Origin of the sequence: Streptomyces sp. NPDC017940 (assembly GCF_044328435.1) — a bacterium.
Lineage (GTDB): Bacteria > Actinomycetota > Actinomycetes > Streptomycetales > Streptomycetaceae > Streptomyces.
Genome location: NZ_JBIRHJ010000004.1, coordinates 560,692 through 575,137 on the forward strand (window position 1 = coordinate 560,692; position 14,446 = coordinate 575,137).

Consider the following 14,446-nt stretch of genomic DNA (forward strand, 5'->3'; position numbering starts at 1 on the left):
TTCCCTCGGACGTTCCGGCACGGGGGCCGGACCGGCTCGCGGACGGCGGGCGGCCCACGCGCCCCACAACTGCTTCCCGGCCCCCGGGCGACGCACACCTCCGGGGCCGGGGTCTACGGGGCCGCCCCGAGGGCGTTGATGAGAGGGGAGGCGGACCCGTCGGCGGGGGTACGGGCATCGGCACCGCGCCCGCCGCGGCCCGAGGCCGTGGACCGGGAAGCCATGGGTGAGCACCTCTCGTCGCCATCACGCACGCGGGGGGCCCGCGCACCGAACGGTGTCCGACCGTACACGAGCCCCCGAGCCAAGATCACTGCCCAAGGACGGCCATGGCGGCGTTGTGTCCGGGGATGCCGCTGACGCCGCCGCCGCGCAGGACGCCCGCGCCGCACAGGAGGATGTTCGGGTGCGGGGTCCCGACGCCCCAGCGGCCGGGCCCGCGCGGGTCCTGCTCGTCGGCGTACGGGAAGGACAGGTCGCCGTGGAAGATGTTGCCGCCGGGCAGCCGCAGGTCGCGTTCGAGGTCGAGCGGGGTCTTGGCCTCGATGCAGGGGTTGCCGTCGGTGTCGGTGGCGAGGCAGTCGGCGATCGGCTCGGCGAGGTGCTCGTCGAGCTGGGCGAGGGTCCCGGCGAGGAGGGCGGCGCGTGCGGTGTCGTTGGTGGCGTCGGTGAAGAGCCGGGCGGGGGTGTGCAGGCCGAAGAGGGTCAGGGTGTGGAAGCCACGATCCGTCAGATCCTGGCTGAGGACGGTGGGGTCGGTGAGCGAGTGGCAGTAGATCTCCGACGGCGGCGCGGAGGGCAGCGCGCCCGCGGCGGCCTGGCCGTGGGCGGCGGCCAGCGCCTCGTATCCCTCCGCGATGTGGAAGGTCCCGGCGAAGGCGTCCCGGGGGTCGACGTCGGGGTCGCGCAGCCCGGGCAGCCGCTTCAGGAGCATGTTCACCTTGAGCTGGGCGCCTTCGGCGGGCGGTGGTGGGGCGTCGCCGGTCAGGGCGGCGAGTTCCCGGGGTGCGGCGCCGACGAGCACATGGCGGGCGCCGACTGTGCCTTCGCCGTCCTCGGTGCGGTACGTGACTTCGGCGCGGTGGCCGTCGGTCTCGATGCGGGTGACCTCGTGTCCGGTGCGTAGTTCGGCCCCGGCCGTGCGGGCGGCGCCGACGAGGGCGCGGGTCAGGGCGCCCATGCCGCCCACAGGGACGTTCCAGTCTCCGGTGCCGCCGCCGATGACGTGGTAGAGGAAGCAGCGGTTCTGGCGCAGGGAGGGGTCGTGGGCGTCGGCGAAGGTGCCGATGAGCGCGTCCGTGAGGACCACACCGCGTACCAGGTCGTCCGCGAACCGCGCCTCGACGGCCTTGCCGAGCGGCTCTTCGAAGAGGGTGCGCCAGGCGGTGTCGTCGTCGACGAGATGGCGCAGCTCGGCCTTGGTGGGCAGGGGCTCGGTGAGGGTGGGGAAGACGCGGGCGGCGACGTGGGCGGTGAGCGCGTAGAAGTCCCGCCAGGCGGTGTACTCACGGTCGCCGCCGGTGAGACGGGCGAAGGACTCCCGGGTGCGGGCCTCGCCACCGCCGACGAGGAGGCCGGTGGGGTGGCCGTCGCGGGTTGTCGGTGTGTACGAGGAGACGGTGCGGGTGCGGACGCGGAAGTCCAGGTCCAGGTCTCGCACGATCTTCCTCGGCAGGAGGCTCACGAGGTAGGAGTAGCGGGAGAGGTGGGCGTCCACGCCGGGGAAGGGCCGGGTGGACACGGTGGCTCCGCCCGGGGCGGGGAGGCGCTCAAGGAGGAGGACCGAGTGACCCGCCCTGGCCAGATAGGCGGAGGCCACCAGGGCGTTGTGGCCACTCCCGACCACTACTGCGTCGTAGCTGGATCGCATGATCCTTGGTAACACGTTTCCACCCCGAGGGCGCCGCTGGCGTGCCACTCGCTTGCCCACACACGTCACGGTCACCGAAGGTCCACAGGCTCACAGGAACCACTGTCCACCGAGCGGCAGACACAGAACCGACAACCGCAAGGGCCACGCAGCCGCAGACACAGAACGACGGGAGGGGTCGTGGCGGGATGACCGAGCGCAGCGTGCCAAGCAACACACTGACGGCAAGGTGAAGCAGACAGTGTCCACTACGCGAGCACGGCCATCCCGCCACGACCCCGCCACCCCCACAGACGGTCAGTGCTCCCCGGACGCCCACTGCTGCCGCAGCACCGCAACCCGCCGGTACAACTCCACGGCTTCGGTCCCCCGCCCGAGCTGTTCCAGGCAGTGGGCTTCGTCGTTGCGGCTGGCGAGGCTGTCGGGATGGCCCACACCGAGCACCCGCTCACGGGCGGCCGCCACCCCGCGGTACTCGGTGAGGGCGTCCGCCCACCGCCCGAGCCACCCGAGCCCGACGGCGACCTCACGACGGCTGACCAGGGTGTCGGGATGGTCGGCGCCAAGGACCCGCTCGCGGATCGCGCACACGTCACGGGCCTCGGCGAGCACCTCCTCCCACCGCCCGAGCCGCCCGAGGTTCACCCCGAGCCCGTGCCGGGCGCGCAGAGTCTCGGGGTCGGCGGGACCGCTCACGCGGGTGCGGTCGTCGATGAGGGAGCGATAGAGCTCGAGGGCTTCGGCGCTGCGCCCGAGCCGCCCCAGGCTGATGCCGACCTCGTAGCGCGCGGCCAAGGTGTCCGGGTGGTCACCACCCAGTGCCCGGGTCCGCGCGTCGGCCACTTCGCGATAGGTGTGCAGGGCTTCGGGCCAGCGCCCCAACTGCCCGAGAGCGTAGGCGACTTCGTACTGGGTGACCAGCGTGTCGGGATGGGTGGGCCCAAGGACACGGGCCCGGGCGGCGGCCACTTCGCGGGCCAGGCGGTAGGAGTCCTCGAGGCGCCCGAGGCGGCTGAGGTTGAACGCCAGGTTGTGCCGGCAGCGCAGGGTGTCGGGATGGTCGGGTCCGGCGGCACGCTCCCGAACGGCGAGCACCTGGGTGTACACTTGGTGGGCCTCGAAGTGCCGCCCGAGCCGACCGAGGACGTAGGCCATCTCCTGGCGGGCGGCGAGGGTGTCCGGATGCCCGGCGCCGAGGGTGCGTTCGCGGCCTTCGGCGACGCGTCCGTACTCACGCAGGGCGTCCGCGGGCCGCCCGGTGCGGCTGAGGGTGAAGCCGACCTCGTACCGGCTGGCGAGGGTGTCGGGATGGTCGGGTCCGAGGAGGTGCTCGCGCTCGGCGGCGACGGCACGGTGCACCTCACCCGCTTCGGTCCAGCGGCCGAGCCGCCCGAGGCTGAGCCCGGCGTTGTGCCGACTGACGAGGGCGGCGACGGCGGCGGGAGCGGGAACGGGCCGCACGGGCACGGACTGCACGGGGGCGGGCCACTCGGAAGCGGGCCGGGGCAGGACGGTGTGGCGGCCACCGGCAGGCCGCGGAATCCATGCGCCGGTCAGAGCGGCGGAAGCGTCAGGGGGCGCGCTACCCGGGGCGGCGCCGGCGGCTTTGTGACCGGTGGTCATGCCGCGCGTCCACGAGGGAAGGGGGCCGGCAGAGCCGGAAACAAGCGCACCAGCAGCAGAGAAACCAGGGGAACCAGGGGAACCAGCCGCACCAGAGAAACCAGAGGAACCAGAGAAACCAGAGGAACCAGAGGAACCAACCGCACCAGAGGAGCCAACCCCACCCACCCCCCGCCCCACGGCTTGACCGCGCCGCACCGGCGCCGAGACGACGGTGGGCACATAGGCACCGCCCCCGCCGCGCCCGGCGTGGATGCGCCGCACGAGCTCACGGGCGTCGCGGGGCCGGTCGGCGGGCTCCTTGGCGAGGAGGTCGAGGACGATGCGGTCGAAGTAGGGGGGAAGCTCAGCGCGGCGGCGGCGCGGCGACTCGGGCACGGTGTCGCGGTGGCCGACGAGGACGGCCCAGGCGTCGTCCATGTCGAAGGGCGGTGCGCCGGTGGCGAGTTCGTACAGTACGCAGCCGAAGGAGTACAGGTCACTGCGCTGGTCGACCTCGGCGCCGCTGATCTGCTCGGGCGACATGTAGTGCGGGGTGCCCATGGCGATTCCGGTGCCGGTGAGGCGGGAGGTGAAGCCGATGTCGTGGCCGAGCCGCGCGATGCCGAAGTCGCAGATCTTCACGGTGCCGTCGCTGAGCCGCATGATGTTGGCGGGCTTCAGGTCGCGGTGGACGATGCCTTGTTCATGGGTGTAGGCGAGGGCGGAGGCGACCTGGTCGGCGATGTCGACGACGTCGGCGACGGGAAGGGGATGCTGCTCGTTGCCCTCCAGTATTTCACTCAGATTCCGGCCTTCGAGGAGTTCCATCACGAGGAACAGCAGCCCGTCGTGCTCGCCGAAGTCGTGCACGACGGTGACCCCGCGATGCTGGAGGGCGGCGGCGACCCGCGCCTCGCGGCGGAAGCGCTCCCGCAGGACCCGGGTGAAGGACTGGTCGTGCTGGGGCCCGAGGGGCTTGAGGCACTTGACGGCGACCTTGCGGCCGAGCGACTCGTCGTGCGCCCGCCACACTTCGCCCATGCCGCCGCGCCCGATGAGATCGAGCAGTCGGTACCGGCTCTGGATCAGCCTGGTGTCCGCCATCGCGTGCCGTCGCCCCCGTTGCCTCGCTGCGCCCTCCCCGGCCCGTCCAGTATGGCGTCCCGGGTGTCGTGTCCGTACGGGACTCGGCGCGGGTCGGGACGGCTGCCGGGGCCGATCCTGGCCACGGCGCGCAGGATGTGCTTGGGCGGGAGTTGCCAGCGCACACGGGTGGGTATGCGGCGAAGCAGGGTGCCGGTGGTGACGAGGCGCCGGGTGACGGCGGGCGGCGGCGGTGCGGGCCTGCCGTACAGGGCGTGGGCGTACGGGGGCAGCGACGCGTACGCGAGTTTGGCCACGCGCTGCCACAGGAGGGCGCGCGCGGGGACGAGGAGGGCAGGGGCGGGCGGCCGCCGCAGGAAGTCGTCGACGGCACGCGCTTCGGGCCCGGCGGCGAGCTGGGGCCGTACGGTCGTGAAGTAGCGGGCGAGTTCGGCGGTGGACCCCGGCACGGTGGCGGGATCGAGGCCGACGAGGCGGGCGCTCTCCCGGTGTTCGGCGACGTACCGGTCGGCGGCGGCGTCGCTCAGCCGGATGCCGGAGCGGCGGACGACATGCGCGTAGGAGTCTATTTCCGCGCAGTGCACCCACAGCAGAAGCTCGGGCTCGTCGACGCCGTAGCGCTCACCGGTGTCGGGGTCGGTGGCCGACAGCATCGTGTGGATCTTCCGGACCCGGGCACCGGCCTTCTCGGCGGCGGCCGTGGTGCCGTACGTGGTCGTGCCGACGAAGTCGGCGGTGCGCCGCAGCCGCCCCCAGGCGTCCGCGCGAAAGTCGGAGTTCTGCATCACTCCCCGCACGGCCCGCGGGTGCAGCGCCTGCAAGTAGAGGGCCCGCACCCCGGCCACCCACATCATGGGATCACTGTGCAACTGCCAGGTGACCGAGGAGGGCCCGAAGAGCCCGACGTCCACCCCACTCGTCTCTTCCACGCCACCACCTCCTTGCGGCAGGGTAGTCCGTCCCGCCGCCGGGAGGCCCGGACGCCGCTCAGCGGCGGACCCGCGGCATGCCGAGTCCGATCCACGAGATGATCTCGCGCTGGATCTCGTTGTTGCCGCCGCCGAAGGTGAAGATGACGGCGGACCGGTAGCCGCGCTCCAGTTCGCCGTGGAGGACGGCGCCCGCGGAGCCCTCCTTGAGGGCGCCCGCGGAGCCGACGACCTCCATCAGCCAGGCGTAGGCCTCGCGGCGGGTCTCGGAGCCGTACACCTTGACGGCGGAGGCGTCCTGCGGGGTGAGTGTGCCGTCCTGGACGGCGTCGACCATCTGCCAGTTGAGGAGCTTCATGGCGTCCAGCCTGGTGTGGGTCTGCGCGAGGCGGCGGCGTACCCAGGGCAGGTCGATGACGCGGCGGCCGTCGGCCAGCTTGGTAGCGGTGGCCCAGCGCTGGACGTCGTGCAGGGCGCGGACGGCCATGGTGCCGTGGGCGGCGAGGGTGACGCGTTCGTGGTTGAGCTGGTTGGTGATCAGGCGCCAGCCCTTGTTCTCCTCGCCGACGCGGCGGCTGGCGGGCACGCGGATGTTCTCGTAGTAACTGGCGGTGGTGCTGTGCGAGGCGAGGGTGTTGATGAGGGTGCAGGAGTAGCCGGGGTCGGACGTCGGTACGAGCAGCATGGTGATGCCCTGGTGCGGCGGGGCCGCGGGGTCGGTGCGGACGGCGAGCCACACCCAGTCGGCGGTGTCGCCGTTGGTCGTCCAGATCTTCTGGCCGTCGACGGTGTAGTGACCGGTGTCCTCGTCGCCCTCGCGCACCGCACGGGTCTTGAGCGAGGCGAGGTCGGTGCCCGCGTCGGGCTCGCTGTAGCCGATCGCGAAGTCGATCTCGCCGGACAGGATCCGGGGCAGGAAGTACGCCTTCTGCTCCTGGGTGCCGTACCGCATGAGTGTCGGGCCGACGGTGTTGAGCGCCATGAGCGGCAGCGGCACACCGGCTTGGGCCGCCTCGTCGAAGAAGATGAACTGCTCCATGGGCGTGAGCCCGCGCCCGCCGTACTCCTCGGGCCAGCCGACACCGAGCCAGCCGTCGGCCCCGAGGCGGCGGACGGTCCGGCGGTAGAAGCGCTTCTGGGCGGCGTGCTCGGCGTTCCGGGTGTCCACGTGGTCGGGCACGAGCCCGGCGAAGTACGTGCGCAGTTCGGCGCGCAACCGCTGCTGATCGGGCGTGTATTCGAGGTGCACGACCCCTCCTGTCGTCCCTGCGCCGACCCCTGTCGTGGCGCTGCGGCGTGACGGCGCACACCGTAGAACGTGTTCCAGTAAGGCGGAAGGGAGATGACGCCGCCGCCGGTACCGGCGGCTCAAGCCCGGGAACCCCGCATCCCGCTGGGACGCCGCCGAGCGGGGCGGCACGGCGGACGGATCGGACCGGGCCGGTCCCGCGGCGGCCCCCGACGGCAAGGACGATTCGCAGGTGATCGACGGCGACGTGGCCGACCTGCGCACCGTCGGGTTCGACACCAGGACCTCGTCGGTCGAGTTCCGCTGAGAGGCCTGCGGACCGACCGGCCCACCGGCACCGACCCTGCGGCCAGGGCCGAACTGGCCGTCTAGACCGACCAGGACACCGAGGCCGCCCCCCCGTTGGGGCCGACCAGGCCGCAGTGCCGACTAGGCCGCCGCCCGCGAGTGCGGTACCGCCTCCCGGGTCCGGACCCGGGCCACGTACCCGTCCGGACGGATCAGCACCGATTCCACCCCCGCCCAGTCGGCGCCCGCATCGGCCGGCGGCCCCTCGTGGACGACGGCGTCCGAGGGGCCGTCGGCCCGTCCGGTGCCCGCGAGGTCGAGCAGGACGTACCGCCCGGCGCGCAGCAGTCCGAAGAGCTCCGCGCCGCTCGCGAGACGCAGGTTCGGGGCGCGACGCCCGGTCAGGGGGTGCGCGTCGCCGTCGGCCGGGTACGCGACCGCGAGGCCCGAGAGCCCCTCGGCGAGCCGCCGGGAGAACTCCGGCACGGCGGCGACGGCGTCGCTCAGCAGCTCGCGCAGGGCGCCGCCGTCACCGGAGTAGGCCGTCATCAGGGCGGTCTGGGCGCGGGTGGTCCTGATCAGCTCGGCGCCCACCGGGTGCCGTTCCCGGTGGTAGCTGTCGAGCAGGCCGTCGGGCGCGTCGCCGCGGACGGTCGCGGCCAGCTTCCAGCCGAGGTTGGCGGCGTCCTGCACGCCGACGTTGAGGCCGACCCCGCCCGCGGGGAAGTGCATGTGCGCGGCGTCGCCCGCGAGCAGCACCCGGCCCTTGCGGTATGTCTCCGCCTGCCGTGCCGCGTTGCCGAACCGCGAGAGCCACCGCGGGTCGCGCATGCCGAAGTCCTCGCCGGTGATGCGCACGACCTTCGCGCGCAGCTCCTCGAAGGTCAGCTCCCCCGGCCAGTCGGGGCGCTGGTCCTGCGGGGTGTGGCCGACGAAGCGGTGGACGCCACCGGGCAGCGGTACGCACATCAGGCCGCCGCGGGGCGAGGCATGGCCGAGGACGGGTCCGGCGGGCGGTGCGTCCAGGACGACGTCGCCGAGCCATCCCCACACGGTGGCGTCGCTGCCGGGGAAGCCGATGCCCGCGGCGTCGCGCACGGTGCTGCGGGTGCCGTCACAGCCGACGACGTACGCCGCGTCCGTCTCGTACGGCCCCTGCGGCCCCGTCACCGACACGCGCACGCCGGACGCGTGCTCGGCCAGGCCCGTCAGCCGGTGACCGCGCCGGATGTCGGCACCGGCGGCGCGCGCGTGTTCCGCGAGGAGCGCTTCGGTACGGGCCTGCGGGATCGCCAGCGTGAACGGGTACGGGGTGTCGAGCACGCCGAAGTCGAGGCGGCTGTCGAGCGCCGCGAAGTGCCCGTCCGGCAGGCGCAGCCCCTCGGCGAGGAACGGCTTCACGACGCCGCGGCAGTCGAGTACCTCCAGGGTGCGGGGGTGCACGGTGAGCGCCCTGGAGTGGGGCGACGGCGTGACGCTTCGTTCGAGGACGGTCACCTGGACCCCGCCGACGCGCAGCTCCGCGGCGAGCCACAGGCCGACGGGGCCCGCTCCGGCGATGACGACATGACGGTTGCGCGGCTCCGGATGCGGCTGGTCCATGGACATGGGGCCTTCCCTTCGAGGACGACGGTCGTATTGGTCACTGACCAAGACCGCTCAGTCGTCAGTAGACTAGGTCAGTGACCAAAAAGCAAGGGACGTCCGCACGGTCCGAGAGCGGCCACCGCGCGGGCCTGACACCACGGGCGGTGGCGCGGGCGGCGCTCGGCCTGCTCGCCGACAGGGGCGCCGACGGCGTCTCGGTGCGGGGCACGGCGGAGCGGCTCGGCGTGCGCATGAACACCGTGCTGTGGCACGCCAAGACCAAGACCCGGCTCCTGGAGCTGATGGCCGACGCGATCGTCGCGGAGGTCCCCCTCGACGAGCTGCCGGCGGATCCGCGGGCCCGCGTGCGCGAGCTGATGCGCCGCTACCGCGGAGTGCTCCTCGCGCACCGCGACGGCGCGCGCGTCGTGGCGGGGACGTACGCGGCCGAGCCCGCCACGCTGCGCTTCGCCGAGACGCTCACCGCCGCGCTCCTGCACGGGCCGTCGGGCGAGCGCGAGGCGGCGTGGACGGCGTGGGACCTGCTGTACTTCGTCCTCGGCCTGACACAGGAGGAGCAGTCGGTGCCCGCCGCGGACGACGCCCGCTTCGACCGGGCCGTGGCGGCGGGTGACTACCCCGCACTCCGCCGCCTGGCCCCGCACCTGCGCGACACCTCTTTCGACGGCCGTTTCGAGCACGGCCTCGATCTCCTCCTGGGACCCGGCGCCGAGTAGCCGCGCGCACGGGCCCGCGACACGAGGCACGATGCGCACGGCGCACGGCGCAGGACATACGGCGCACGACTCACGGCTCACGGCTCACGGCTCACGCATCGAGCCCCGCGTCCCGGGCCCCGCCGCGGTGCGGCTCAGTAGGGCCAGGACCAGTCCACGACCTCGGGCAGGTCGGTGCCGTGCTCACGGATCCAGGCGTGGTGGCGGGTGCGCTGGTCGGCCATCTCCTGGCGCAGGGCGGTGGCGCGTACGGAGAGGCCGGGCACGCGGTCGATGACGTCCATGACGAGGCGGTACCGGTCGAGGTCGTTGCGTACGACCATGTCGAAGGGGGTGGTGGTCGTGCCTGCTTCCTTGTAGCCGCGGACATGGAGGTGGTCGTGGCCGGTGCGGCGGTAGGTGAGGCGGTGGATCAGCCACGGGTAGCCGTGGTAGGCGAAGATCACCGGCTTGTCGGTGGTGAACAGCGCGTTGTACTCGGAGTCGCCCATGCCGTGCGGGTGTTCCTCGCGCGGCAGGAGCCGGGCGATGTCGACGACGTTCACGACCCGCACGGCGAGCTCGGGCAGGTGCTCGCGCAGCAGGGCCGCGGCGGCGAGGACCTCCTGGGTGGGCACGTCGCCCGCGCAGCCGAGGACCACGTCGGGGTCGCGGGGGCCGTCGTCGGTGCCGGCCCAGTCCCAGACACCGGCGCCGCGCGCGCAGTGTGCGCGGGCCGCGTCCAGGTTCAGCCAGTCGAAGCAGGGCTGCTTGCCCGCCACGATGACGTTCACGTAGTCCCTGCTGAGCAGGGCGTGCTCGGCGACGGACAGCAGGGTGTTGGCGTCCGGCGGCAGATAGACACGGACGGCTTCGGGGCTCTTGTTCAGGACGTGGTCGACGAATCCGGGGTCCTGGTGCGAGAACCCGTTGTGGTCCTGGCGCCAGACGTGCGAGGTCAGCAGGTAGTTCAGCGAGGGCACGGGCGCGCGCCACGGCAGCGCGCGGGCCGTCTTCAGCCATTTGATGTGCTGGTTGACCATGGAGTCGACGATGTGCACGAACGCTTCGTACGAGGAGAACAGGCCGTGGCGGCCGGTGAGGAGATAGCCCTCGAGCCAGCCCTGGCAGAGATGTTCGGACAGGACTTCCATGACGCGGCCGTCGGTGGCCAGGTGCTCGTCGGTGGGCAGCGTCGGCTCCTGCCAGGCCTTGCCGGTCGCCGAGTAGAGCGCGCCGAGCCGGTTCGACTCCGTCTCGTCGGCGCCCATCACCCGGAAGTCGCGGCGCCCGGCGGTGTCGGCCATGACCTTGGCGAGCATCGTGCCGAGCACCTTCGTCGGCTCGTGCTGGGCCGTGCCGGGCTTGTTGACGGTGACGGCGAAGTCCTCCAGGGGGCGCAGCGGCAGCGCACGGGTGAGCAGGCCGCCGTTGGCGTGCTTGGTGGCGCCGAGGCGGCGCTCGCCGACGGGTACGGACGACAGGACCTCGTCGGTGGGGCGCCCTTCGGCGTCGAAGAGCTCCTCGGGTCGGTAGGACCGCAGCCAGGCCTCGAGCTGCCGCAGGTGTTCGGGGTTGTCGCGCACTCCGGACAGCGGTACCTGGTGGGAGCGCCAGGTGCCCTCGACGGGATCGCCGTCCACGCTCTTCGGCCCCGTCCAGCCCTTGGGGGTGCGCAGGACGACCATGGGCCAGGCGGGCCGGTGCGCGCGGGCGCCCGCGGCGCGTGTCTCGCGCTGGATCCCGGTGATCCGGTCGACGGCCCGGTCGAATGCCGCGGCGAGCTCGCGGTGGACGGTCGCGGGGTCGTCCCCCGACACGTACAGGGGCTCGTGCCCGTAGCCGCGCAGGAGCGCGTCCAGCTCGGGCTCGGGGATACGGGACAGAAGCGTCGGGTTGGCGATCTTGTAGCCGTTGAGGTGCAGGATCGGCAGGACCGCGCCGTCGTGCACGGGGTCGAGGAACTTTCCGGAGTGCCAGCTGGTGGCGAGGGGACCGGTCTCCGCCTCGCCGTCGCCCACCACGCAGGCCACGAGCAGGGCCGGGTTGTCGAAGGCGGCGCCGTAGGCGTGGGCGAGGGAGTAGCCGAGCTCGCCGCCCTCATGGATGGAACCGGGTGTCTCGGGGGCCACGTGGCTCGGTACGCCGCCCGGGAAGGAGAACTGCCGGAACAGGCGTCCCATGCCCTCGGCGTCCCGGGTCACGTCCGGGTAGACCTCCGTGTAGCTGCCTTCGAGCCAGGAGTTGGCGAGGACGGCGGGGCCGCCGTGGCCGGGGCCCCAGATGCACAGGGTGTCCTGGTCACGCTCCTTGATGATGCGGTTGAGGTGGGTGTGGACCAGGTTGAGGCCGGGTGAAGTGCCCCAGTGCCCGAGGAGGCGCGGCTTGATGTGCTCGGGCCGCAGCGGCTCGGTCAGGAGGGGGTTGGCGAGCAGATAGATCTGGCCCGCCGCCAGGTAGTTCGCGGCGCGCCAGTGGGCGTCCAGGGAATGAGCGTCCCGGGAGGTGAGGGAGTCCTTGGCCATGGACGGGGGCCTCGTTTCTGTCCGGTCGGCGCGGTGGCCGCCTGTCGGGTGCGGTCACCGGGCGGTGTGCGGTGGCCGTCTGTGGTTGCGGTGGCGGGCCGGGTTCCACGTATGGCGCGGTTCAGACGGGGTGATGGGCGGAACGTGCGGGACGGACGGGCGGCGCGGACCGCTGACCGACACATCCCTTACCCCTTCTATCGCACTATGTACCGATTCGCTTCGGGCCGCCGACGTTCCCGGCGGCCGTCGGGTGACGCGCACGGTTCAGCGCCGCGCACTGCGCCGCGCTGAGCCGTCCCGCCCTCACGGCGACGCCGTACGTCCCCTGCTCCGAGCGGTGCACGGCCAGCGGGTCGGCGATGTCCGGGTGCTGCTCGGCGTCGTGCAGGGCCGTGGCGATACGCTCCTGCGGCCAGCCGAGCGCGGCCGCCGACGCACCGGCGGTCAGGGGTACCGCGGCCTGCACGAGGGCGGCGAGCACGGTCAGGGCGTCGGCGAACGCGGAGGCGGTGGTGCCGCCCGCCATCTCGTCGCTGAGGCTCGTGAAGAACTGCCGCATGCTGTCGAGACGGGCGCCCGCGGGGGTGCCGGGGCCGAGGACGTCGGCTCCGGCCTGGGCGGTGTCGGCCATCATGGCGTGCGTACGGGCACTGGTCAGCCAGGTCCGCAGCCATACGTCGCCGTCGATGACGTAACGCTCGCGCCGTCCCTCGGCACGGCGTTCGCGCCGCAGCAGTTCGAGGCGCTCCAGATATCCGACGGCCTTGGACACCGAGGCGGGGCTGACGCCGAGCCGCCGTGTGAGGTCGGCGGCGGTGAGGGCGCCCGTGTCGGTCGCGACCAGGGCGGCGAGCACGCGCGCGGCCGTGCGCGGGAGCCCGATGTGCACCATCAGCTCCGCGAACTGCTCCACGAAGCCGCGTACCGCGTCGGGGTCCCGCCCTTCCCCCGCCTCGTACGGGGTCGTGGCGGCGCGGCGGGCCCGGCGGGCGGTCGCGTGGTGGGCGTGGTCGGCGCGGTAGCCACGGGGGCCGCCGTTGCGGGCCACTTCCCTGGGGAGACTCTCCACGAGCTGCGCGGACAGACTCGCCGATCAGCGGAAACGACCTCCTGGTCGAGGTGTACGACTATCTCGGTACGGCTCTCAGTTCGTCCTTGGGCGGCCTGCCCTGGGACGCCGTCGGCGCCGAGGAGCACTCCGATCTGCACCGGCGGCTCGTCGACGCGATCGAGGCGCGGGACGAGAGCGGTGCCCGCGCCACGGCGGCCGCGATCGTGCGGCTCACCCGTGACCACGAGGCCGGGGCACCCCGGGCAGCGGAGGAAGAGTGAGCGCCGAGCCGCCGGTGACATCCCGCCGGGCCTCACCCCCGGGTCGCAGTCACCCTCGTCCCCCGCCACCGGGCCGCGGTCGCCTCCGCCCGCCACCGCCGGACCCCCGTCCGCCACCACCGGCCCCCTGTCCCCTCCACCCGCCACCACCGGGTCCCCGCCCATCGACCGCACCCGGCCCGCCGTGTCCATCAGGCTTCTCGTCGCGATCTGCCTGGTGGCGGCGAATCTGCGCACCAGCCTCACCGGCGTCGGCACGCTGCTGCCGGAGATCGAGCGGGGCAGCGGCCTGACAGCGAGCTGGGGCGGACTCCTGAGCACCCTGCCCCTGCTGACGTTCGCGGCGACGTCGCCCCTGGTGGCCCGCGCCTCACACCGGTTCGGCACCGCGCGCCTGCTGGTGGCGGCGCTCGGCGCGCTGGCCGTCGGCACGGTGGTCTGGTCGCTCCCCTCGGTGATCTGCCTGTTCACGGGAACCGTGGTCCTGTCCGCGGCCATCGCGTTCGGCAATGTGCCGCTGCCCGCCCTGATCAGGCGGAACGTCCCCGCACACCGCATCCACGGCGTCAGCGCCCTCTACGTCACGGTCATGGGCGTCACCGCCGCGGTCTCCTCCGGGATCTCCGCACCGCTCTCCCACGCCCTGCCCGGCTCCTGGCACACGGCCCTCGCCTGGGGCGTCGCCCTCCGCCGTCGCGGCGTTCCTCGCCTGGCTGCCCCGGACGCGGGGCGACAGGCCGCAGGCCGCCACGGGCGCGACCCGCAGCGCCGTTCCCTTACGGTCGCGGCTCGCCTGTCCTGGTGTCCGCGCCCGCGCTGTCCGTCCTCGCGTGCACCCTGCTCGGCGCCGGCGGCGGCGTGTGCCTCGTCCTCGCGCTGACGTTCCAGAGCGAACGCGCGGGCAGCGCCGGGGAGGCCGCCGCGCTCGCGGGCATGGCGCAGTCCGTGGGCTACCTCGTGGCGGCGGCCGGCCCCCTCCTCCTCGGCATCCTGCACACCACCACGAGCAGTTGGACGCTTCCGCTCGTGGTCCTGATCGTCCTCGGCGTCGCCATGGCGGGTGCCGGGTACGGTGCGGATCGGGACCGCCGGGTTCGCTGACCCGCTGGGGTCGGGTTCAGCAGGTGGGCCGTCACCGGCACCGTTGACCCCATCGCCCCGTTCCCGCGCGTCGGCGGCGCGGTCGAGAACGTCACCGGTGTGAACACGGGCACGGTTCCCGCCGGACACGGCGGTTG

The 14,446-nt window shown here is 73.2% G+C and carries 11 protein-coding genes; 4 read left to right on the top strand and 7 right to left on the bottom strand.

Annotated elements, in window-relative coordinates; genetic code table 11:
- Positions 1-310: 310 nt before the first annotated feature.
- From ACH4DX_RS16785 to ACH4DX_RS16805, 5 genes are all read right to left on the bottom strand, one after another.
- Positions 311-1,870, bottom strand: coding sequence for a phytoene desaturase family protein (locus tag ACH4DX_RS16785; protein WP_398155622.1), 1,560 nt, complete (start codon positions 1,868-1,870; stop codon positions 311-313).
- Between the two features lie 297 nt (positions 1,871-2,167).
- Positions 2,168-4,579, bottom strand: coding sequence for a tetratricopeptide repeat protein (locus tag ACH4DX_RS16790; RefSeq protein ID WP_398155623.1), 2,412 nt, complete (start codon positions 4,577-4,579; stop codon positions 2,168-2,170).
- Positions 4,561-5,508 carry an oxygenase MpaB family protein gene (locus ACH4DX_RS16795; RefSeq protein WP_398155624.1) on the bottom strand — a complete coding sequence of 316 codons (948 nt, stop codon included), beginning with the start codon at positions 5,506-5,508 and terminating at the stop codon, positions 4,561-4,563. The genes ACH4DX_RS16790 and ACH4DX_RS16795 overlap by 19 nt, the downstream gene beginning before the upstream one ends.
- Positions 5,509-5,566: 58 nt before the next feature.
- Positions 5,567-6,757 (bottom strand): acyl-CoA dehydrogenase family protein, encoded by a 1,191-nt coding sequence (locus tag ACH4DX_RS16800; protein ID WP_398155625.1) that lies wholly within the window; start codon positions 6,755-6,757, stop codon positions 5,567-5,569.
- 429 nt (positions 6,758-7,186) lie between these two features.
- Positions 7,187-8,653, bottom strand: a complete 1,467-nt coding sequence (locus ACH4DX_RS16805; RefSeq protein WP_398155626.1) for an FAD-dependent monooxygenase — start codon at positions 8,651-8,653, stop codon at positions 7,187-7,189.
- Between the two features lie 74 nt (positions 8,654-8,727).
- Here ACH4DX_RS16805 and ACH4DX_RS16810 point away from each other — a divergent pair, with 74 nt between their 5' ends.
- A complete protein-coding gene (locus ACH4DX_RS16810; RefSeq protein WP_398155627.1) occupies positions 8,728-9,369 on the top strand; it encodes a TetR/AcrR family transcriptional regulator in 642 nt (213 codons plus the stop codon).
- 134 nt (positions 9,370-9,503) lie between these two features.
- On the opposite strand, the gene ACH4DX_RS16815 is transcribed toward ACH4DX_RS16810, so the two are convergent.
- Together ACH4DX_RS16815 and ACH4DX_RS16820 are read right to left on the bottom strand one after the other, a co-directional pair.
- Entirely contained in the window at positions 9,504-11,873 is a 2,370-nt protein-coding gene (locus ACH4DX_RS16815) for a phosphoketolase (protein WP_398155628.1), read from the bottom strand.
- Positions 11,874-12,078: 205 nt separating this feature from the next.
- Positions 12,079-12,945 (bottom strand): MarR family transcriptional regulator, encoded by an 867-nt coding sequence (locus tag ACH4DX_RS16820; RefSeq protein WP_398155629.1) that lies wholly within the window; start codon positions 12,943-12,945, stop codon positions 12,079-12,081.
- Between the two features lie 23 nt (positions 12,946-12,968).
- Here ACH4DX_RS16820 and ACH4DX_RS16825 point away from each other — a divergent pair, with 23 nt between their 5' ends.
- From ACH4DX_RS16825 to ACH4DX_RS16835, 3 genes are all read left to right on the top strand, one after another.
- A complete protein-coding gene (locus tag ACH4DX_RS16825) occupies positions 12,969-13,208 on the top strand; it encodes an FCD domain-containing protein (protein WP_398155815.1) in 240 nt (79 codons plus the stop codon).
- A 184-nt stretch (positions 13,209-13,392) separates the two neighbouring features.
- Complete coding sequence (locus ACH4DX_RS16830; protein WP_398155630.1) at positions 13,393-14,088, top strand: MFS transporter; 696 nt, start codon at positions 13,393-13,395, stop codon at positions 14,086-14,088.
- Positions 14,010-14,309 carry a hypothetical protein gene (locus tag ACH4DX_RS16835; RefSeq protein ID WP_398155631.1) on the top strand — a complete coding sequence of 100 codons (300 nt, stop codon included), beginning with the start codon at positions 14,010-14,012 and terminating at the stop codon, positions 14,307-14,309. The genes ACH4DX_RS16830 and ACH4DX_RS16835 overlap by 79 nt, the downstream gene beginning before the upstream one ends.
- Positions 14,310-14,446: the final 137 nt, after the last annotated feature.